General features: G+C 48.3%; 20 protein-coding genes. 9 read left to right on the top strand and 11 right to left on the bottom strand.

Annotated elements, in window-relative coordinates; translation table 11 throughout:
* Positions 1–112: 112 nt before the first annotated feature.
* The 6 genes from L1278_RS18880 to L1278_RS19705 all read right to left on the bottom strand — a co-directional run bounded on the left by L1278_RS18880 (position 113) and on the right by L1278_RS19705 (position 5566).
* Entirely contained in the window at positions 113–505 is a 393-nt protein-coding gene (locus L1278_RS18880) for a hypothetical protein (RefSeq protein ID WP_253406580.1), read from the bottom strand.
* A 204-nt stretch (positions 506–709) separates the two neighbouring features.
* Positions 710–1249, bottom strand: a complete 540-nt coding sequence (locus tag L1278_RS18875; protein ID WP_253406579.1) for a HEAT repeat domain-containing protein — start codon at positions 1247–1249, stop codon at positions 710–712.
* Positions 1250–1351: 102 nt separating this feature from the next.
* Positions 1352–2005 (bottom strand): DUF4272 domain-containing protein, encoded by a 654-nt coding sequence (locus tag L1278_RS18870; RefSeq protein WP_253406578.1) that lies wholly within the window; start codon positions 2003–2005, stop codon positions 1352–1354.
* 155 nt (positions 2006–2160) lie between these two features.
* Positions 2161–2538, bottom strand: coding sequence for a tyrosine-type recombinase/integrase (locus tag L1278_RS18865; protein ID WP_371927375.1), 378 nt, complete (start codon positions 2536–2538; stop codon positions 2161–2163).
* A gap of 43 nt (positions 2539–2581) precedes the next feature.
* The gene (locus L1278_RS18860; protein ID WP_253406577.1) at positions 2582–4909 is read right to left on the bottom strand and encodes a S46 family peptidase; all 2328 of its coding nucleotides are present in this window, start codon (positions 4907–4909) and stop codon (positions 2582–2584) included.
* A gap of 207 nt (positions 4910–5116) precedes the next feature.
* Positions 5117–5566, bottom strand: coding sequence for a YkvA family protein (locus L1278_RS19705; RefSeq protein WP_371927374.1), 450 nt, complete (start codon positions 5564–5566; stop codon positions 5117–5119).
* A 197-nt stretch (positions 5567–5763) separates the two neighbouring features.
* Here L1278_RS19705 and L1278_RS18850 point away from each other — a divergent pair, with 197 nt between their 5' ends.
* The gene (locus L1278_RS18850; protein WP_253406576.1) at positions 5764–6345 is read left to right on the top strand and encodes an SRPBCC family protein; all 582 of its coding nucleotides are present in this window, start codon (positions 5764–5766) and stop codon (positions 6343–6345) included.
* Positions 6346–6382: 37 nt separating this feature from the next.
* Here the strand turns inward: L1278_RS18850 and L1278_RS18845 are convergent, their stop codons facing one another.
* On the bottom strand, positions 6383–7798 hold the full coding sequence (locus tag L1278_RS18845; RefSeq protein WP_253406575.1) for a PhoH family protein: 1416 nt from the start codon (positions 7796–7798) through the stop codon (positions 6383–6385).
* Positions 7799–8067: 269 nt separating this feature from the next.
* Here L1278_RS18845 and L1278_RS18840 point away from each other — a divergent pair, with 269 nt between their 5' ends.
* Positions 8068–8538: a hypothetical protein gene (locus L1278_RS18840; RefSeq protein ID WP_253406574.1), complete on the top strand. Its 471-nt coding sequence runs from the start codon at positions 8068–8070 to the stop codon at positions 8536–8538.
* Positions 8539–9086: 548 nt separating this feature from the next.
* Here the strand turns inward: L1278_RS18840 and L1278_RS18835 are convergent.
* Both L1278_RS18835 and L1278_RS18830 read right to left on the bottom strand, forming a co-directional pair.
* Positions 9087–9707, bottom strand: coding sequence for an RNA-binding domain-containing protein (locus tag L1278_RS18835; RefSeq protein ID WP_253406573.1), 621 nt, complete (start codon positions 9705–9707; stop codon positions 9087–9089).
* A gap of 153 nt (positions 9708–9860) precedes the next feature.
* Positions 9861–10238: a DUF3127 domain-containing protein gene (locus L1278_RS18830; RefSeq protein ID WP_116544811.1), complete on the bottom strand. Its 378-nt coding sequence runs from the start codon at positions 10236–10238 to the stop codon at positions 9861–9863.
* A gap of 169 nt (positions 10239–10407) precedes the next feature.
* Here L1278_RS18830 and L1278_RS18825 point away from each other — a divergent pair, with 169 nt between their 5' ends.
* Positions 10408–11334 (top strand): isoaspartyl peptidase/L-asparaginase family protein, encoded by a 927-nt coding sequence (locus tag L1278_RS18825; RefSeq protein ID WP_253406572.1) that lies wholly within the window; start codon positions 10408–10410, stop codon positions 11332–11334.
* Here L1278_RS18825 and L1278_RS18820 read toward each other — a convergent pair.
* Positions 11331–12227: a cyanophycinase gene (locus L1278_RS18820; protein WP_253406571.1), complete on the bottom strand. Its 897-nt coding sequence runs from the start codon at positions 12225–12227 to the stop codon at positions 11331–11333. The two genes, L1278_RS18825 and L1278_RS18820, sit on opposite strands and share 4 nt — an antisense overlap.
* A 348-nt stretch (positions 12228–12575) precedes the next feature.
* Between L1278_RS18820 and L1278_RS18815 the strand changes: the two genes are divergently transcribed.
* Complete coding sequence (locus L1278_RS18815; RefSeq protein WP_253406570.1) at positions 12576–13079, top strand: ferritin-like domain-containing protein; 504 nt, start codon at positions 12576–12578, stop codon at positions 13077–13079.
* A gap of 144 nt (positions 13080–13223) precedes the next feature.
* Here the strand turns inward: L1278_RS18815 and L1278_RS18810 are convergent, their stop codons facing one another.
* The gene (locus L1278_RS18810) at positions 13224–15122 is read right to left on the bottom strand and encodes a M1 family metallopeptidase (protein WP_253406569.1); all 1899 of its coding nucleotides are present in this window, start codon (positions 15120–15122) and stop codon (positions 13224–13226) included.
* Positions 15123–15453: 331 nt separating this feature from the next.
* On the opposite strand from L1278_RS18810, the gene L1278_RS18805 reads away from it, so the two are divergent.
* The 5 genes from L1278_RS18805 to ccoS all read left to right on the top strand — a co-directional run bounded on the left by L1278_RS18805 (position 15454) and on the right by ccoS (position 21681).
* A complete protein-coding gene (locus L1278_RS18805) occupies positions 15454–17193 on the top strand; it encodes a murein L,D-transpeptidase (protein WP_253406568.1) in 1740 nt (579 codons plus the stop codon).
* 37 nt (positions 17194–17230) lie between these two features.
* Entirely contained in the window at positions 17231–17764 is a 534-nt protein-coding gene (locus tag L1278_RS18800) for a plastocyanin/azurin family copper-binding protein (protein WP_253406567.1), read from the top strand.
* Between the two features lie 170 nt (positions 17765–17934).
* Positions 17935–18639, top strand: coding sequence for a Crp/Fnr family transcriptional regulator (locus L1278_RS18795; RefSeq protein ID WP_253406566.1), 705 nt, complete (start codon positions 17935–17937; stop codon positions 18637–18639).
* A 316-nt stretch (positions 18640–18955) separates the two neighbouring features.
* A complete protein-coding gene (locus L1278_RS18790; RefSeq protein WP_253406565.1) occupies positions 18956–21364 on the top strand; it encodes a heavy metal translocating P-type ATPase metal-binding domain-containing protein in 2409 nt (802 codons plus the stop codon).
* Between the two features lie 131 nt (positions 21365–21495).
* Positions 21496–21681, top strand: a complete 186-nt coding sequence (gene ccoS / locus L1278_RS18785) for a cbb3-type cytochrome oxidase assembly protein CcoS (RefSeq protein WP_220627469.1) — start codon at positions 21496–21498, stop codon at positions 21679–21681.
* The last annotated feature ends 69 nt before the right edge of the window (positions 21682–21750 follow it).

The raw sequence follows: 21750 nt of genomic DNA, 5'->3' as shown, positions 1-21750 counted from the left end.
AGCCTCTTCCGACTTAAAACCCATAACGGGTCGCACGGTTAGTGCAACCACGGCTTCATTGTCGGCACTCCGTACCCAACGAAGCCTTAGTTGTTATACCTTGTTGTTTTGTCTATGGCACCACATCATATACAGTTGTGCTGTTGTTCTGAAAGATTTCTGCCTGAATCTTTCTTCCTAATGCTACCACCTCTTCAAGGGTCGAATTAGATTCAATTCTGATTACTGGTGCTGGTGTCAAGGATGGATAGTGTGGTTGATTGCCATACGTCGTTATCACACTTTCCAATTCATTCATTTGGGCGAATTCTTTTAGTTTATCAATGAATGGTGTTTGCTCTTCAACCATTGACTCAAACTCGATGTTGAACTTTCCCTTTTCATAAACGAAATAGATGCAGTCAATTCCATTGGAAGTTATGCCAATGAAATCAAATTCTGTTTGCCCATTTTTTAGCTTTGTTAATGTAGTTGTCAGTTCATCTATTTTTATTCTGTCTGCCATTTGGATGGTTTGTTCATTGTTTGTCTGGACTGCCGACATAGTGTCCGAATTCCCACAGCTTACCAATAAGGCTATTCCTAACAGTCGGAGAGTGGAGTTAATTATTTTCATTTATGACTTCAATGTGGTATAACGTGCTCGTGCAGCCGATGGGTGAGGCGTAGCCAAGCATATAGGCTGCACCTTGTTAGCGGTTTGTGCTTTTTATTCTTCACTTTGCAAATAGCCCATGTAACCATCTACAGCATCCTGAATCAGTTCTGGCACTTCTTCATATTCGTAATTCGGACATTTTTCAGGGTGTTGTTTTATCTCTTCCCACATCTCTTTGACTTTAAGCAAATCTTCTTCTGAAAATTCAAACACCTGCTCAGATAGAATTGCATAAGCACTGATTTTTGCTTCGTAGCTTTCATAAAAGAGAATCTTAAAAATCTCTTTCAGTTTCTGACTACAGTCTAAATCTTCCAATGCGAAAACCAAAGTCCCATTGTAGTTATGGTTTTCCTTCTTGAATATAGCATCCAACAATGGCTCAACCGCTTTATTGTCTTTTATGTCTTTTAAGCCTAGAGCTGCACAATTCCTTAGTATTGGGTCTTTCGAGTTAAGAAGTTGTATTAGAAATGTGAGTACTTCATCTCCACCAATTTCTCCGAGTCGATAGGCAGCATCTCTCGCCTTTTCCCAATCCTGAGAAAGAATTTCCTGTTTTAATTGGTCGAGTTCTTCTTGCTGTGTCAATTTTTCAATCTATGGTTGGAATTACCGCTAACGGACTTGTGCAGCCGATGGGCGAGGCAACGCCGAGCATAAAGGCTGAACTTGGTTGGCAAAGGTTGTTCTTTAGGTGTCCAAAGAAATGCTGTCCCACTCATACTCATTGTAGCAAGTATATTCAAGTGCCTCTCTTCTTTCCATTATTATATCTAAATCGACTTTATCAGATTCTTTACCCGTCAAATCATTGTTTCTTGCAAACCAATGTGCACGATAAAATTTATCTAACATTTCAAAAATCTCTAAGCGGCTTCTTAGCTTGAATTTTTTAATAAATGATTCTGCTGGTTCATTTTTTTCAATTTTCGGTGTCATTGATGCAAGAGAATCTTCAACACCTGTATTGAAAGTCAATTTATTATGAAGCCCACCTATCCAAGCAAATGTCCAAATAGCTTCCACATACCAATAAATATCTATTTGGTCCTGCTCGGGCAAATCCTGATAATCTGATTGAAGATACTTCATCTCACCACTCGTCAAAAAGTCTGAGAGTTCATTGTCTTCAATCCATTTTTTGATGATTCGGTTAGGAGCTTCAAGATGAAGTTGAAAAATAGCTAATTGAACCATCATTCTCTTAGCTATTTGTTCAGGGTCTCTAAAGTTTGGAGTATCCAGATATGGAAGATGTTCAATCACGTCGATTCCATTCGAACGAAGGAACTTTGTATTCTTTAGTTTGACGTCTTCTGGTTTTATTTTCTGATTGAACCACATTTGTTTTCAATTATGTACAACTACTGTGTAAACGTCATAGTGACGTTTATCTGCCATATAAGCGAAAGTGATTTTGCCTGAAACAGCTGACTTTTTTGAGCTTTCATGTAGTATATCCACTTCTCTGCATATGGTTAAGCTAATATAGTTTATTCTTAGAGATTATCTAGCGGGCTTATAATTTTATCCAGGGCGTAGCTGGTTACGTGCGTATAAATCTCGGTCGTTTTGCTGCTCCTGTGCCCGAGCAGGGTCTGGATATACCTCAGGTCGGTTCCCTGCTCCAGCAAATGCGTGGCAAAAGAGTGCCTGAGCGTATGCGGGGTGGCCTTGGTCCGCACGCCGGCCTTCTCCTTGGCAGCCCGAAACACGTTGCGCAGGCTCTCCAGCGTGTACTGCCCGCCATGCTGGCCCTCAAAAAGCCATACCTTGGTACGGTAGGCCTTATAGTAGGCCCTGAGACTCTCGAGCAGCTTCTGTGAGAGCACAGTGGTGAACAACTCTCTCAGGTATAGCCAAACAAAAAGCCCCACCTGAATGACCAGATAGGGCTTTCTAATTTATAAATGCTTGAGCTTAATTCACTACTTCAGCAGCTTCTTTTTCTTTCTTTTTGGCTGCTTTTTTAGCGGCTTTCTCAGCTTTGCGCTGCTCTTTCTTTGAAAGCTGCACAGCTTCAGCAGGTGCTTCCGTTTTGCGACGGGCATCTACCTGGGGCAAACCGGATGTGTTGTCGTTAACAAGCGTCATCTCTTTCACCAGGTGGCCGGCTCCGGCAAATTTATCTACAATAAACAGCATGTAGCGCACATCCACCGAAATGTTACGTACCTGGTCAGGATTGTAAGTCAGGTCACTCATAGTGCCTTCCCAGTTGCGGTCGAAGTTTGTACCGATCAGCTGACCATTGGCATTGATTATCGGTGAGCCGGAGTTACCACCAGTGGTATGGTTCGAAGCAATGAAACAAACAGGCAGCTGACCATTCACACCGTAAGGGCCATAATCTTTCTTGTCATACAGCTCCTTTAGTCGGGCAGGTATAGCATAGTCTTCAGCAACCCCAGAGGCAGCTTTCTCCATCACACCTTCCAGCGTGGTGTAGTGTATGTATTTTACCCCGTCAACCGGCTGGTAAGGCTCCACTTTGCCGTAAGCCACACGCAGGGTAGAGTTTGCATCCGGATAGAACTTGCGGTCCTGCTGCATTGCACGCAAGCCTGCTACGTAGGTTCTATACAACAGGCTCAGGTTGTCGTTTACCTTGGTGTAAGTAGGCAGCACGTTGGTGCGGTAATAGTCGTTGATGCTGCTGGCCAGCTGGAATCCTGGGTCATTTTTGAATGGGTTGGCTTTGCCCGCTCTGATGTCGGCAATTGCTTTGCGTACACCCGCTTCGTAAGTGAAGAGTGATTTGCTGTATACCTCATTGGCATATTTGCTGAAATCGCCCTTGTATTTCTGACGCACCATCGCGAAAGCGGCAGGTTGTAGTTTCTGGTCCATGTTTTCATAATACATGCTCAGCAGGGCGGCAAACACCTTTTTGTCGGTAGGGGCGTTGTAGTTTTTGAAATAACCTGCCACGCCTTTCTCCAGACGGTCCAGCTGCGCATTAATTTCCTGCTGAGGAGCCTTTGCTTCGATCAGTTCGTTCAGCTTAATAAAGTCGTTGGCGTAACGTACGAGCTCCACACCCCAGGCGGCTTCCATAATGTAGTCGCGGGCAATCGTAATACCTTCAAGTTGCTTGTAGTTTTTTTCAAACTCAGCGATCAGGTTGCCATACGTCTGCTTGCGGCTGGCGTCAGCGTTTGCCCATGCGGTGAACTGCTTTTCGAGCTCCTGCTTACGTTCTATGGTATTGGCTTTGCGCAAACCACGGCTTTCACCGATCCACTTTTTCCAGGCATTGGCTACACTGGCATGCTTAGCGGCGTATTGAATACGCACGGCATCAGATGCTTTCATGTCCTCGTCGAGCACAGCTAGTTTCGTGTCACGGATCTTGATCTTGTGCGGATTGGAAGTTTCGTAGATCTCCTCAATGGCATGCGAGGTCAGGTACTCGTTCGTACGGCCCGGGAAACCGAACACCATCGTGAAGTCATTCTCCTGCACACCGCTCAGCGAGATAGGCAGGTGGTGCTTGGGCTTGTAAGGCTTGTTGTTCGGAGAGTATTCTGCCGGATTGTTGTTTTCATCTGCATAGATGCGGAACATGGCAAAGTCACCGGTATGGCGCGGCCACATCCAGTTGTCGGTGTCGCCACCAAACTTACCGATCGACGATGGGGGAGCACCTACCAGACGGATGTCACGGAAAGTTTCGGTCACATACATGTAGTATTCGTTGCCATAGAAGAACGGACGGATTACGGCATCGTAGTGCGTGCCGGCAATCGCCTGCTGGCGCACCTTTGCGATGTTTGCCTGCACTATTTTCTCGCGTTCAGCCTCTGTTACGTTAGCCGGTATACCTGCCAGAATCTGCTGCGTCACGTCATCCATGCGCACGATAAAAGTAGCAAACAGACCTGGATTCGGAAGCTCCTGCTCGCGGTTCATAGCCCAGAAGCCTTCGGTCAGGTAGTCTTTCTCAACGGAACTGTGGTTCTGAATCTGGCCATAGCCGCAATGGTGGTTAGTCAGCAGAAGTCCCTCAGAAGAGATCATCTCACCAGTACAGAAACCACCAAACGACACGATAGCGTCTTTGAGGCTCGACTGGTTGATGCTGTAAATGTCTTCGGCTGAGAGCTTCATGCCCTTCTTCTGCATTTCTGCTTCGTTGAGCTGCTTGAGGAGCATAGGCAGCCACATACCTTCATCAGGCTTGGCCGTGCTTATACCCAGGCTCAGACAGGCTGCCGCAAAAAATGCTATAATGCGCTTACTGATCATGGTTTTTATAAGAGTTGGTTTTAAGCTCCCAAGATACGCAAGAATTATGAGTTTGGGAGGTGAGGAGTTTAGGAGTTTGAGAGTTGAAACAACTATGTCATTTCGAATGCAATGTGAAATCAGAAGTACGGCTATTCATTATTCAGATTTCTCACTGCGTTCGAAATGACAAGTAAAATTGGTATCTCAATCCCGACCATGGTACCTCTAAAGGGTCCCCATCGTCGGCTCAAAGTTTTTGTTGCTTTCCCAGGTATTAAAATTGGTGATCTCTTTCTGAAAAGATTCAATGAACCAGGCCATCAGGCTGATGTCGTCGAGGAAGCCGATGACAGGTATAAAGTCGGGAATTACGTCAAGGGGAGTGACCAGGTATAGCAGTACCGCCACACCGGCTAGCAGCGACTTGTTCGAAACCTCACGATACGAGCCATTGATGTAAGCTTTCACCAAGCGAATGAATGTCTGCATCACTTCCTTCACTTGCGCAAAGCCGCTCTTGTCACTCTCCACATCCACCAGTTTGCCATAAGCCGTGGTCAGCAGCATGCCCAGTTTCACCGGTTTGGACACCAGCACCCCGGCTTTGCCCAGTAAACCCTTGAAAATAGATTGCTGCGATAGTTTTAGTCCTTTATTGATAAGATCCTGAATCATATTTTTGTCTTTAGTTTGGCCCTTATACGGCATCATGCTGCTAAATGGTATAAACAGGGGCAATGTATAAAAAGAGACTATGATCAGGAGAAAAATATTCTTGCCTACTTGTTTGTCTATCTTGTTTTTTCTCCTTTAAATTGGTGTACTTTTAGCATTAAATTATCCCATACACTTACAGGCATGTTGTATCCTTTATGAAAGCGTTCCTCATCATGCTGGTGTCGTTGCTGGTAGCTTCGGCCGCAGTTTTTTTCGGTTCCTTTCTGCTCCCTGACTCCTACGAGGTCAGACGCTCCATTTTGATCAACGCCAAGCCTGAACAGGTTTTTACATACCTGAACAACCCCACCAAATGGGAAGAGTGGAACGCCTGGAATAAAGACTACGACCCGACTATGATTCGTCTTTACGGCGGTCCTATCACCGGCAAAGGAGCTCACCAGGAATGGATCGGTGACCGGGTAGGGACGGTAAAAGTACACTTTACGGAGAGCACGCCGCCTAGTGAACTTTACTATAAACAGCTAACCAAAGGAGAGGACTTTGAGACCATCGGTATCTTCAGCCTCGAGCCTCAGGAAGATGGAACACGCCTGGAGTGGCTCCAGAAATCACGGGTAGCAGACGACCTGTATAACAAGTACAAAGGATTCTTCCAGAAGCTCAAAGCGGAAGCAGAAACCGAACAAAGCCTGCTTACGCTCAAAACGCTGTTAGACCCAGCCGCCAAAGAAGATAGTAAAGCACAGATAGCAAACAGAAAAGGCCGCAACTAGGTATAGCAGCGGCCTTTTGCCTTTCGAATAGGTATAGCTAGAGCAGATCGTTTGCCAAGTTCGCCAACTCCGAGCGTTCACCCTTCAGGAGTGTAATGTGTGCGTAGAGCGGGTGGTTGCGGGCCCGGTCAATCAGGTAGGAGAGGCCATTACTCTGAGAATCCAGATAAGGCGTATCGATCTGGTAGATATCTCCTGTAAACACAATCTTGGTATTTTCTCCGGCCCGCGAGATAATGGTCTTGACCTCATGTGGCGTCAGGTTTTGCGCTTCGTCCACAATAAAGTAAATGTTGGAAAGGCTGCGTCCCCGGATGTACGCCAGCGGCGTAATCACCAGCTTCTCCAGCTCCACCAATTCTTTTAATTTTTGGTACTCCTTGCTGCTCTCGGCATACTGGTTCTGAATGTACTTCAGGTTATCCCAAAGCGGCTCCATATAAGGGTTGAGTTTCGATTTGATGTCGCCGGGCAGGTAGCCGATGTCTTTGTTGCTGAGCGGCACGATAGGCCGCGCCAGGTAGATCTGCTTGTAGTCGCGGCGCTGCTCCAGGGCACTGGCCAGGGCCAGCAGGGTCTTGCCCGTACCGGCCACACCCTGTATACTTACCAGTTTAATACGCGAATTTAACAAGGCATGCATGGCGAATGTCTGCTCAGCATTGCGTGGCTTCACACCGTATGCCGTCTGCTTGTCCACTCGCTCAAACTGGTCCTCAGCCGGATTATAATAGGAGAGGATAGAGTTCTTAAAACTCTTGAGTACATAAAAGTGATTGTCGGGTGGTGTTTCCTTGATCACCTTGCCGCTTTCAGAACTGCCATTTTCATAGAGGTCGTTTATCACGCCCGGGTCAATTTCCTCGAGGGTATCGCTACCGGTATACAAACCCGCCACATCCTGTATCTTGCCGGTTTCATAATCTTCTGAAATCAGGTTGAGAGCACGGGCTTTGAGGCGCAGGTTGATGTCTTTGGTCACCAGCACGACTTTGCTTTTCGGAAAATCCTGCTGCATCTGCAGTGCCGAGTTCAGGATGTGGTGGTCGTTCTTATCCCCGAAAATTTTGGTTGCATCCAGCTTGGAACTGCCGCTCAACATCACCTTAAACTTGCCTTTGGTCTTGCCATTGAGCGGAATCCACTCCTGCAGCATGTGTTCTGAGGAAAGCTTATCGATGAAGCGAATGAACTCACGGGCTTCAAAGTTCTTGATATCGTTGCCTTTCTTGAAGTTGTCGAGTTCCTCCAGCACCGTGATCGGGATAGCCACGTCATGCTCCTGGAAATTCCGCACCGCGCTGTGGTCGTAAAGAATGACCGAGGTGTCGAGCACAAAGATCTTCTTGCCTTTGGAGTCGGGTGATTTAACGTTTACCGGATCTTTTACCTTTTCGGCTGTAGGGGTTATTTTTTCAGATTTGTCCTGGATTGTCTTCGTCTGTTTGGGCATAAGGGAAGGGCTAAAGTGGTAGACATACCCTTTTTACGCAAATACATAGTGCTTAGTCTATCTATAAAAGAAGTGATTTCCTGATACGTACAGTCCCTGTTACCAGTCATGATTTTTTCTGTTTTTTAGTCTTCTGATTCATAACTCTTTACAAATAAAACATGTATAACTAATCAATTAGTTATAAGTAAAAAATATTCTATCTTTGTTTAAGAATTAAGTACAAGTTCTGAATTTCTTTTCGCGGTCTTAATAATCGGATTGAGCAAATGAAAACCAAATCTACCTTCTTTTTGCTGCTGCTTCTTGCTCTACCAATAGCCCTGCAGGCACAGCCGAAGCCTAAAAACGGCATCTGGCCCTTCAAGATCAATCGCTTCGACAAAGAAGGGCGCCATCACGGTCGCTGGAAGCTATACCTGTCAGGCAACACCACACTGCTGCGCAATGGCAGGTTCAAGCACGGGCAGGAGCGGGGCAAGTGGCGCTATTACTACCCCGATGGCAGTATCCGGAAAATCGAGTACCACAAACCAAACTCCAATGAGTTCCTGATCAGGCTATTCCACGACAATGGCGAACTGGAGAAGCAAGGTATGGCCAGAACAGTTGAGACTGAGCTCGTAATCCACTACTACTGGTTCGGCACCTGGCAGGTATACAACCGCGCCGGCCAACTAACCCATACAGAGTATTATGAAAAGGGGAACGAAATCAAGCTGGAGTTGAGCAGGAAATGATGGGAGAAGGATGCTGTCTGAATCAGGATTTGCAGGATTTGAGGATTAACAAGATTATCGTGCACGATAGAAGTAGAATTGCCTCCAATACCCCGAAACAGGAGGGGGATTTTCTGCTACTACTATTCTTTAGGTATAAACGTTGTAGCTTCGGTCTTGTGTCCTCGATTTTCATCCCCCTGCCCCCTTCAAAGGGGGAATTTTCCGCCGCTGCCGATTTATTAGTATAAGTACTGTTGTTGCTGTCACAGACCATTGGCAGGTATAGCAAGACTAACTTGCCCCTTAAGCTATGTAACAGATGCATTAGCCCGGTGCACTATTGACGATTTTGTGTTTGAGCGGTCAGCGAGTTTAAAAGCGTCTTGATTTTTTTGCTTACTTTTTTCATCAAGGAAAAAAGTGAGTGCCCGCCGCACAGGCGAAGCTACAAAGCAATACAAGTTGCTATACCTTATAAGCCTACGATACTCTGCAAAAATCTATACCTGGGCCCGAGGCCCTACTATAGTAATCACGAGCGAGGACGCTCGCGCCATATTATATGACTAACTCAAGGTATAATACTCCTCCTTCTCCTTATCATGCAGACGCACATACCCATGGATAACTAACTTTACCAGCATCCTATAAGCCCTTCTTTCAGAAAGATTCGCAATCTTCATATACTGTCGCAGTGTGACGCGCCGGTTCAATGCGAGGTAATCGAGCACGGCGCGTTCATGGCGGTCGAGGGGGATGCGCTCGAAGGTGGGGGCTTCCGTCTGCAAAGACTTCTCTACCATCTTGCTGGTCTGCACGCTCGTGTCCTTCACCCGAACATAACCCCGCCAGTCGTCCTCTTTCACTTTCGCAAAGTGCGGCTTGGTGGTGCTTTCGGGGACAGATACTTTCAGGATGGTATAGCCGTCCAGTTCCACCTCTTCATAGTGGAGCGCCAGGGGAGGATTGCAGTAAAAGTTGGCGGCCAGCTCCAGGGTGTGCTTCTCTTCCTCCGGATCTATTCCCACCACTTTCCCGTTGTCCTTCACCCCGATCAGGATGGTGCCGCCCTGCGTGTTGGCAAAGGAAACCATAGTGCGGGCTATTTTGTCGGGCTGCGTGACGCGTTGCTTAAAATCTACCCGTTCGTTTTCGCCCTGCCAGATCAGGCGCTGTAAATCGTCCATAGTCAGAGGGGTTCAGGTATACAGGCTATACCTGGTTATAAAGTAACAATCGCTGACAGCCGGTTTTGTTTTGTAAGTTCGACGAAACACTGTGCCAGCGGGCATAAAAAAAGCGAGCCTGTCGGGGCTCGCTCTGTTTATACGCAATATGTATTAGAATGGCAGATCGTTGTCTGCATCGCTGCTGTAGAAAGAAGGAGCCGCTGATTCCTGCGCGGGAGCACCAGCAGGAGCGCCAAAACCACCTGAAGCGGCAGCACCCTCAACGCGCCATGCCTGTAGGTTGGTGAAATACATGGTCTGGCCATTCTTCGTGAAAGGCTTACCTGTCAGGTTAAACGTCACTTTCACCTCGTCACCCGGCTTGTAGTTGTCGATCAGGTTGCACTTGTCTTGCGTCAGTTGGAACTTGCAGTACTGCGTGAACGAACCGTCCGGGATCTCCAGCACAAACTCACGCTTTCTGAATTTTTCACTTACCTGCTGCTCCTCAAACACTTCGTACAGCTTTCCTTGAATATCAAACGACATAAAATAAACTTTATAATGAATAGATTGATCTAAGGACAAATATACAAAATCTTTGGTTTCGGCGGGACGGAAAAATAGTAGCTTTTTTAATTTTATGGCATAAAAGCAGCCCGATAAAACAGGCAGGGCCCTATAGGCGTAGGAGCCTACTATAACGCACCTATTACTTATGCAGAACATAGCCATTGCCATACACGGAGGAGCCGGTACCATCACACCCGCATCCATGACGCCCGAATTAGAAGAAGCTTATAAGCAGGCACTCTTGCACGCCCTTGAGCAGGGGTACCAGGTGCTCGAAAAAGGGGGCTCAGCTCTGGATGCCGTGGAAATTGCCGTCGTGCTACTCGAAGATTCCCCTTTATTTAATGCCGGACGTGGCTCGGTGTTCACGAAAGAAGGCAAGCATGAAATGGACGCGGCCATCATGTGTGGCAAAACAATGGAAGCTGGCGCAGTGGCAGGCGTACGAAGCATACGCAACCCGGTGCGCCTTACCCGTGCTATTATGGAACACTCTGACCATGTGTTTCTGAGTGGGTATGGGGCTGAGGAGTTCGCCCGCAAGTACAAAATCGATTTTGCTCCTGAAGAATATTTTTATGATAAGCACCGCTACCAGCAATGGCGCGAGGTGAGGGATACAGACCTCTTTATACTCGATCACAGCAAGGAACGGAAATTCGGCACAGTGGGCGCCGTCGCCCGCGATGCAAATGGCGACCTGGCAGCGGCAACCTCCACAGGCGGCATGACTAACAAGAACTACAACCGCATCGGCGACAGTCCTTTAATTGGCTCGGGCACTTATGCTAACAATAAAACCTGTGCCATCTCCTGTACCGGGCATGGGGAGTTCTTTATCCGGGCAGTGGTAGCCTATGATATATCGTGCCTGATCGAATACAAAGGCTATACCTTGCAGGAGGCCTGCGACGAAGTGGTCATGGACAAACTCGTAAAATTTGGAGGAGAGGGCGGCCTGATCGCTGTTGATAGCAAAGGAAATCTGGCCCTGCCTTTTAATTCCGAGGGAATGTACCGGGCTCACCGCAGCGGCGGCCAGAAGGGCAGGGTATCGATCTATAAAGACTAGCTGCGCGACTCTGAGGCGAGTTCGTTTTTCTCCACGTCGGCCATGTCCTTGTAAAAAGACCGTGAATTGATGTTGAACACATTTCCCTTGGCCAGCACATGCATCATCATGCCGGCAATGGCTACAGGGCGACCGGGTTCAATGTTGTTGATATTCGTGTAACTCACACTATGCCCGTCCACGATCACCACCAGGTTAGAGCCAATAGTTTCGATCATGTGTCCGTCCGTGATCAGCACACCGGTATCTTCGCCCAGACCGATACCGACGGTTTTAGGGTGCGTCGCCACAGCTTCCATCAGCCGACCGAAACGACCCCTGATCACAAAGTGGGAGTCGATGATCACGCCGCTGATCAGGCCGAATCCCTGTCCCATCTTGACAGAACCCTTCAGCAATGATTCCGTGGAGCTGCCGCTCTTGATCATGATCTCTGACATGGCCATGGCCCCTGCGCTTGTTCCGGCCACTACAAAATCCTCGTGCCAGTACCTGTCCCGCACGATTTGCAGAAACTCAGTATCACCAAAAATGCGGGTCAGCCGGGACTGGTCGCCTCCGCTGAACATCACCCCATCGGCTTTGCGGATGCGCTCCAGGTACTCTGGTTTCAAGGCATCTTCCTCTTCCCGGATATGCATCATGTTCGCGTTCTCACAGCCTAAAATACCGAAAGCACTTTCATACCGCTCTCCCACTTCTTCTGGTATGAGCGAGGCTGTCGTAACTACCTCTATGGCAGGCTTGGAGGAAGGGATCTCACTTAGAAAGCGCTTGAGTATACCCAATTCAAAAAAATCGAGGTAATATTTTTTTTTGTGTTTTGGGTTCGGGTATGAGCCTTTGTCTTCATTTCCGCCAATGGCTATGAGCTTTCCTTTTGGTCTATCCACGGGTGCTTCTTTTATATGCTAATTGTATGCTTACACTAAAGGTATGATGTTTTACGCTGGCATCACCCTCCCTAAGATTACCTGTATTTTCAAAAATCGTTACGGGAAGGGTGCCTTTATTACGTTTTCAGGCCAGATTAATTTGTTTGTATGAATTGCACTCTCCTGAACAAAGACAGTCAAAACAACATAAGCATCATAAAAATCATATATTTTACTTAACTGTGATCTTACTATATATATTTTATCTAATTAAATTTATATTTTTAAACCTCCACCATATCCTCCCGTATAGTAATCTCACAAGCTTAGGCTTATTTTTTTTACGACGCTAAACCTTTCCAAGCTATGAAACTAAACAACCTGAATGACTTATTCGTCCACGAACTAAAGGATATCTACAACGCTGAAAAGCAGATTACGAAGGCACTTCCAAAAATGATGAAGGAGGCTTCCTCCACTCAGTTGAAAAAGGCTTTTGAGATGCACCTCAGCGAAACAGAGACACAAATAGAGCGGCTTGAGCAAGTCTTCGATTTACTGGGTATGAAGGCCTCCGGAGAAAAGTGCAAAGCGATGGAAGGCATCATCAAGGAAGCGCAGGACATGATGTCAGAAAACGCGGACTCTGATGTGATGGATGCCGCTCTGATCGCTTCGGCCCAACGCGTTGAGCACTACGAAATTGCCGGTTATGGCACTCTTTGCACCTACGCCAAGCAGCTAGGCCACAAAGAGATACTGAAGCTGTTGCTTATGACGCTGGAAGAAGAGAAGGCCACTGACCTGAAATTAACCGATCTGGCTGAAAGCAAGATCAACGTAAAAGCTGAACACAAAGGAGCAAAGTAAGCTCTAAACGATATACCGAAAAAAATCTGTCCTTTCCCCATGCTAACCAAGCTGGCCAGAAGGAGACAGATTTTTTTGTTTATACCTGTTCTCATCAAAAAAGCCCCGCATTGCTGCAGTGCTTTTTTTCTTGGGTGGCTATACCTATTTGAGCATGGTATCCAGTGTGTTGGTGGACACGGCATGGTAGTTAGGCTTCGCTCGGCTGTAGATCTCCCGGGCTTTTTTCTTACCTTCCGGAGTTGCAGCAAGTGCTTTATAGATTGGCACCAGGAATTTACGGCGTCCCACATTGGTCAGGAAGTTGTCGAGCGCCTGGTCCGCGGCCGTGTAGTTGTTGCGGATGGTATGGATGAACCAGGCGGCCAGTACCTCGGAGTTGCCCGAGTTGGTGAAGCCAAAGGCCTTGTCCAGGTCCGCCATCTGCTGCTGGCTCATCTGCTCAGGCAGCATGCGGATGAAGTGCAGCCATTCGTGGCTCGACCAGTCTTTGGTCTGCAGCTGGCTGGCTGGTTTGCCGCTCTGCCAGGCCTTGAATGATTCCTCCACTTGTGCGAATCGTTTGGAGGTTGGCTTCACATGGTCTTCCGGAAGGCCTGGCGTATACACCCAGCCTTCAATGTTGATTTGCTCCGCTACTTTCGCATCGCCCTGTATCAGCTCTTTGCGCAAGAAATCCAGGAAAAGGTCGGTGTTCGTACTCTGGAAAGCGAATGTTTGGAAGTACTTGTTCAGGAACTGGTCGAAGCGCTCACGGCCCACAACACGCTCCATGTTCTGTAAGAAGAAGTTGCCTTTCTCATAGGCGATGTCCGTCAGACCCTCGTCCGGATCGCGGCCTTCCAGGTCCAGCTTAAGGCGGGTGTCATCACTGTTCGGACCCAGTTCTTCCAAAGTGTTCTGCAGATCCTGGTAGCCTAGCACGTTCAGCATGTCGGCATAGTCTTTTCCGTAGATCTCTTCCATGATGCGGCGCTCGAAGTAAACCGTGAAGCCTTCGTTCAACCAGAAATCATCCCAGGTGCCGTTGGTCACCAGGTTGCCGCTCCAGCTGTGCGCCAGCTCGTGCGCGATCAGGCTGGTGAGCGAGCGGTCTTTGGCCAGCACGGTTGGCGTCACGAAGGTCAGGCGCGGGTTTTCCATACCTCCGAAAGGGAAGGAAGGAGGGAGCACGAGCAAGTCGTAGCGGTCCCAGCGATACTTGCCGTACAGTTTTTCAGCGGCCACCAACATCTTGTCCATCTCGGCAAACTCGTACACAGCAGCATCAATCGTGGCCGGCTCGGCATATATACCTGTCTGCTGCCCGATCGGCTTGAACACCATATCACCCACAGAGAGGGCCATCAGGTAAGAAGGTATAGCCTGGCGCATTTCGAAGGTATAGCCGCCCGTATTGTTCTTCTGCTGCGGGTTTTCAGCGCTCATCACGGCCATCAACTCTTTTGGCACTTGCACTTTGGCGCTGTAAGTGATGCGTATACCTGGGCTATCCTGAATCGGAATCCAGGTGCGGGCCAGGATCGCCTGCGACTGCGTGAACAGGAAGGGGTGCTTCTTACCGGCCGTCTGCTGCGGATTGAGCCACTGCAGCGCATCCGCGTTGGCGGTAGTACGGTACTGGATGGTCACGTAATCCGTTTCAGGCTGTATCGCAATAATCAGCGGCCGACCCAGAAATTCTTTTTCATCGCCGAGTTTAAACGTGGTAGGGGTCTGCTCTTTGCCCAAGTATACCTGCTCAATCTCAAGGCCGCGTGTATCGAAAATAATTTCGTTGCCTTTCGCCACGTTCTCGATCTGGTAAGAGGCTTTGCCAGAGATCACCTTTTCATCAAAGTTCACGGCAATGTCCAGATCCAGGTGGCGGGCCACGGCCTCGGCAGGCCTGGCGAAGCTGTGTACGTCGGCAGGTGCCTGTGCCATGCCTAGCTGTTCTGCTGTCATAGTTTCATCGTTAGTAGTGGTTTGGGTAGAGCAGGCGCCTAACTGCAGACTACCGGCCAAACCCAGTCCGAGTAAAAATTTACGGTATGGAGTCATTGTATACTTTGGTTATGGGGTGGTAAGATACATTTTTTGCCATGAACTGTAAAGTACCGTCGTCTAAATGCATCGGCACGCGCATGGGGTGCGTACTATGTTACAGAGGTATTTGTATTAGTTACAGGTGCAAAGCCACTCCAGTTCAAGTTTCGTACCAATGCAGCAGGTATGCTTTACTGTCATATATAGAACATTTTGTACCTGTTTAAAGTAAACAAAGCAAAATCGAAGTGAAAAGGCACCAAAGCAGAGAAATAGCACAATTTTAAGCGCATATTTATTATTCGCGTCTAACCCGCCTCTCGCCTAAGCCATTAAACCAACAACCATGAACCCTTTCATCCTACAGAAATTTAAACCAATCGGCCTGGTCGTCCTTTGCCTGTTCACCCTGGCCTCCTGCAATAAAAGCGGCGACAAAAAAGAAGAAGGCGGCGTAAAAGAAATGCTCGGCCTCAACACCGTGGCCGCCACCGAAACAGACAGCCTCTACATCAAAGACTACATTGGGCAGCACAAGCAATTTAAAGAACACGAGGACCTGATCTACCAGTTTTATGGTGACCGCGAATATCGTCTGGGCTGGTTCAAGGGCTCTGACCTGGTGCCCGAATCAGAGAAACTGCTGACTACCCTCAACAATGCAGCACAGGAAGGCCTGGACCCCAAGGAGTATAAAGTAGTTGCCATCGACGAGATGATCAGCCAGTACAACGAGTTGGGTCGTAAGGACTCCACCAGGTTGGCACTGCAGCAGCAGATCGACATAGCCCTGACCGCTACTTACTTTAATTATGCCTCTGACTTTTACAAAGGCCGCATCGACCCACGCAATGTGAAACAGGTTCAATGGGGCGTGCGCAATAACAAAATAAAACTGCACAAAGCGTTGCAAACCATTTTGAAGGAGCGAGAAAGCACTTACCCGTACTACGAGTTTGAAGCACTGCACAAAGGCTATACCGACCTGCGTGATGCCCTGCAAAAGTACCGCGAACTGGAAGAAAAAGGAGGCTGGGCCAAGGTAGAGCTGGGTAACAAAAAGATGCTGACAAAAGGGGATACCGCCGCTGCCGTTGTATCGCTTCGCCAACGCCTTAACCCAGGAACACAGATCAACGCCAACGACCCTGCCATGCGCAAGTATGACGACAAACTGGAGGCGCAGGTAAAAGCATTCCAGGAACTGCACGGCATTGTGCCTGATGGCAAAGTGGGTGGCAACACGCTGCGCACAATGAATGTGCCCGTAGAGGATCGTATTCAGCAAATTATGATGAACATGGAACGCTGGCGCTGGATTCCCAAGCGTCTGGTACCAAAGAGCTTGGACCAAAAGTATATCTGGGTGAACATACCTGAGTACAAGCTCTATGTCTACGAAGACCCGAATAACAGCCCCGAAGCAGAGCGCGCTTACAAAAAGACCATGGAGATGAACGTGATCGTGGGCAAAACCATGCACTCGACTCCAATCTTCAGCGACAGAATGGAATATGTGGTGCTGGCCCCTTACTGGAATGTGCCCAACAGCATTGTGGAAAAAGAGATTGCGCCAGGTATACTGCGCGAACCCGGCTACCTGGACAGGCAGAACATGGAAGTGGTAACCAAGGAGCGTGAGCCGAAGCAGATTGATCCGTCTTCCATCGATTGGTCATCTGTCACTGAAAAGAATTTTCCCTATATGGTACGCCAACGTCCGGGCCCTAAAAACTCGCTCGGCACCATGAAGTTCCTGTTTCCGAACGAGCACGCCGTATACCTGCACGACACGCCATCGGGCGCCTTATTCAGCCAGACCCAGCGCGGTTTCAGCCATGGCTGCGTCAGACTGGAACGGCCCATGGACTTAGCTCAATATGTGTTGAAAGACATGCCTGAGTGGAACGAAAGCCGCATACACGAGACCATCAATGGAGGCGAAGAGGAGTGGATCACCTTACCGAAAAAAATTCAGGTATACCTGGTATACTTCACCAGTTGGGTAGATGAAGATGGAAACGTACACTTTAGGGATGATATATACGGCCACGACAAGCGGCTGGAGCAGGAGCTTTTCAGCTAATCAGAAGCTGCAAGCATCGACTCTTAACATATGACCCATGAGACAGTTAGGAATAACAAGCCTGCTTTTCGGACTCTTGCTACTTGCCTCTTGTGGCGGGGAGCAGAGGCCGGTTGACAAGCCGGAGACTATAACAGAAAAAGCCCTGACACTACAGACAGGGGAGCAGGATACCACGCTGCAGGAGATAGCAGAAATAGATATTCGGGCCACCGGGGGCGAGGCACTCGAAAGCATGACCTTTGACCAGGATACCATTGAGGTGAAGGCCGGTACGCTCGTAAAACTGACTTTCACAAACGAAGGAAAGGATCCTAAGATGATCTATAACATCGTATTTACGAAAGAAGGCTACTCGGCGCAGGTCGCTCAAAATGGCAGCAAGGCCGGTGCATCTGGCAATTACCTGCCCGACAGCTCACTGCTTTTGGCAGCATCGCCGCTCGCATTGCCCGGCCAGATGGTAAAGATGGAGTTTGCAGTACCTGACACATCCGGAGTATTTGAGTATGTGAACACCTACCCAAGCGAAACACCGTTGATGAAAGGAAAGCTGATTATCAAGGAGTAACCACCCTGATTCGGATGTCTTATAGGAAAGCCCCTGCATATGTGCAGGGGCTTTCTTTTTGATTTTTAAATACTTACCAGGTATAACTCGAGAACGAATTGCAAAAAAAACATGTTAGAAGGCTGACGATATTAGCGGGATTGCATACTTTTGCAATATCCTGATAGCTTATGAAATTCACCAACCCTGACTGTCTGAACTGTTCGAGCCGAGCGAGCTCCCTGCTGAGCTGCTGCAGAGCATCTGAGTTGTCGCACCTTTCTGAAACGAAGTCGTGTTTCGCTTATAAGAAAGGGCAACTGATCTTTCATGAGGGAGGCAAGCCGTCAGGACTTTACTGCATCAACACCGGCAAAATCAAAATCGCCAAACTCGGCAGCGATGGCAAAGAACAGATCGTGCGCCTGGCCAAACCGGGCGACCTGATCGGATACCGTGCCCTGATGGCTGACTCAAATTATTCTGCCTCGGCAGTTGCTCTCGAAGATGCCGTGATCTGCTTTATACCTCGTTCGCAGTTCCTAGAGCTGATCAGTCAGAATGTGGAATTTGCCGGCGGCCTGATGAAACTGATCTCTAATGCCTTGGGTGAGGCGGAAGAACGCATGGTGCAGATGGCTTACAAGCCGGTGCGCGAGCGGTTGGCAGAGGCCTTGCTGTTGCTTCAGAAAACTTACCAGGAGCGCGGAGAAGGCGATCAGTTCACCATTTCCATTTCCCGCGAAGACCTGGCATCCATTGTCGGTACCGCCAAAGAAACTACCATCCGACTTCTTTCTGAGTTCAAAGAAGAAGGGCTCATCACTGCCAAAGGCAGTTCTATTACCATTCTGGACCACGAAAAACTGTACAAAATCAGCCACATGTACGACTAGGCAGTTTGCTGCAAGGTATAAGGTATAGACAATAAAAAACGGCAGCCGTAGAACGCCTGCCGTTATTGTAGCTCAGTCTCTCCTCTAAGCTAAAATCACCTTATACTATAGACTAAACTTTAATCACAAAACATTATCTTGAAAGGCTTTCAACATTCCTGCGCCAGCCTTTTATTGTCATTCTTGATGTTACAAAGGTCGGGCATCCGGCCAGGCTATGCACTGAGGTATATCAGTTCAGAAAGTGACATACATCATCTTTTAGGCTTTACGATCCAATTACCTTTGTCACAGACATTAATAAAGGATAATTGTGATGGAAGCCGCACTCCAAACCAATATTCAGAACTGCTACCACTGCGGGGATTCCTGTGGTGACGAGCCCATTGTAGCGCACGAAAAAGCTTTCTGCTGCGATGGGTGTAAAGCCGTTTATGAACTTCTCGAAGAAAACAACCTCTGCACTTACTATAACCTGGAAGAAAGCCCGGGCCTGACCGGCAAAAAACCTGTTTCAGAAGCTCGCTTTGCGTATCTGGACGATCCAGGTGTGGAGGCCCAGCTGATCAACTTCCGCAGCGATAAAATCTGCAAACTGACGTTTTACATACCTCAGATGCACTGCAGCTCCTGTATCTGGCTGCTGGAGAACCTGTTTAAGCTGAACCCAGGTATAGCCGAAACAACAGTGAACTTCATGCGCAAGGAGGTGGCCCTTACATACCTTCACGAAAAGACCTCTTTGCGTGAAGTAGTAGAGCTGCTGACCCGCATCGGGTACGAGCCTGCCATCACACTCGCTGACACCGACGGCAAGAAAACCACCAAGAGAAGCCGCGCCCTTATCTATAAACTAGGTATAGCTGGTTTCGCGTTCGGTAACGTGATGCTACTAGCCTTCCCTGATTACCTGGACTTTACTAAGGGCCTGCAAAATAACTTCGGCTCCTTCTTCGGGTACCTGAGCATCATCCTGTCTATACCTGTGTTCTTCTACAGCGCCCGTGGTTTCTTTACGTCGGCGTGGGAAGGCATCAGGCAGCGCATGGTCAACATCGACCTGCCTATCTCCACCGGTCTGCTGGCGCTCTTCTTTGTATCCCTGTTTGATATCCTTACCGGTCGCGGTCCAGGCTACCTTGATTCGTTCACGGGTCTGGTATTCTTTATGCTGATCGGTAAATACTTTCAGCAACGCACCTACGACACCCTCGCATTTGACCGGGACTATACCTCTTATTTCCCGGTATCGATTACGGTGCTGAAAGAAGACGGGGAAGAATCCTCTACAGCTGTACGAAACCTTCAGGTAGGAGACCGTATCCGGATTAGAAACCAGGAACTTATACCTGCCGATGCCATCCTGCTGCACGGACGCGCCATGATCGACTACAGCTTTGTGTCTGGTGAGTCGGAGCCGGTAGAAAAAGTGGTAGGCGAGGTGATCTATGCCGGTGGGCGCCAGGTAGGTGAAAGCATCGAGCTGGAGGTCGTAAAAGAGGTGTCGCAAGGCTACCTGACACAACTGTGGAACGACACTGTATTCTCCAAAAACGAAGCACAGTACCTCCATACCTACTCCAACATTGCGGGCAAATACTTTATCATTGTGACCCTGCTGGTGGCAGCCGGAGCGCTCATTTACTGGGTGCCGCGCGACATGGACATCGCCATGAAGGCCTTTACATCTGTGCTGATCATTGCCTGCCCTTGTGCCTTGTCGCTGGCCACGCCTTTTGTGCATGGCCATACCATGCGTGTGTTCGGACGAAACAAATTCTACCTCAAAAACACTGGCGTTGTAGAAAGGCTGGCCAAAATCGACACCGTGGTGTTTGACAAAACCGGCACACTGACAGAACCAAGCGAAGCTGAGGTAACATACACAGGTAAAGCCCTTTCTCAAGATCAATCACAAGCTATACTTTCAGTACTACGTCACTCGACGCACCCGCTCAGCCAGCGCATCAGCGAGGCCATGAAGGGAAGCACAGCTACGGTTACAGGCTTTCAGGAATATACTGGCAAAGGACTGGTAGGCGAAGTAAATGGTATGCTGGTGCGCGTAGGTTCTGCCGCATACCTAGGCGTACCTGCCGATAAGCAAAACGACACGCTCAAAACAACTGTTTATGTGTCTATAGACGGCGTGTTGCTGGGTTACTATACCTTCTTTAATGTGTACCGCGACGGCCTTAACAAAGTGCTAGGGGATCTGAAAGACAAGAAAATCGCGGTACTCTCGGGCGACAACGACCACGAGGCGGCAAGGCTGCGTGAATTGCTTGGGAACGAAGCCGAACTAAACTTCAACCAGTCGCCTGTTCAGAAACTGGAGTACATTCAGAAATTGAAAGAGCAGGGCCAACACCAGGTACTAATGGTGGGAGATGGCCTGAACGATGCCGGCGCACTGAAGCAGAGTGATGCAGGTATAGCCCTGAGCAACAGCGTCACCAACTTCTCACCGTCCTGCGACGCTATTCTGGATGCAGAGTCATTCGATAAACTGAGCACTTTCTTGAACTTCTCTAAAAAGACCATGTCGCTGATCCTGCTGACTTTCGCAGTGTCGCTGGTTTACAACGTGGTGGGCCTCACCATGGCTGTGATGGGGCTGTTCACACCTATTGTTTCAGCTATTCTGATGCCGATCAGTACGCTTAGCGTGATGACTTTTGCAACGCTCTCTGTCAGGTATGCTGCTAAGAAAGCGGGACTTTAATAATTGAGTGAGTTAATGGTTGAGCGAATGAGTGAATAATATTCTCATGTATAAACAGTCACTCAATCACTCATTCACACATTCGCTAATTCACTCACTCAATCACCAACACTCTAAAACCAAAAAACGCCATGTATATCATTTTCATTCTCATATCCATCAGTGTGCTAGTAGCAGCTGCTTTTCTGGCCGCTTTCCTGTGGGCCGTGCGCTCCGGTCAGTACGACGATGACTATACGCCAGCCGTTCGCATGCTTTTCGAGAACGAGGTGGGCGGCGCACCTAAAAACGACAAAATAGCCCAGAAACAGCAGTAAGTCGCTCTGATTACTGATGACAATCACCTGGAAGAGTGACATTAGTCATCTTTTCGGAGAGGCTGATTT

It is taken from the genome of Pontibacter sp. HSC-36F09 (assembly GCF_024171605.1).
Taxonomy (GTDB): domain Bacteria; phylum Bacteroidota; class Bacteroidia; order Cytophagales; family Hymenobacteraceae; genus Pontibacter.
Note: the sequence above shows the minus strand (reverse complement) of the source record. Positions and strands in the feature narration are given on the sequence as shown.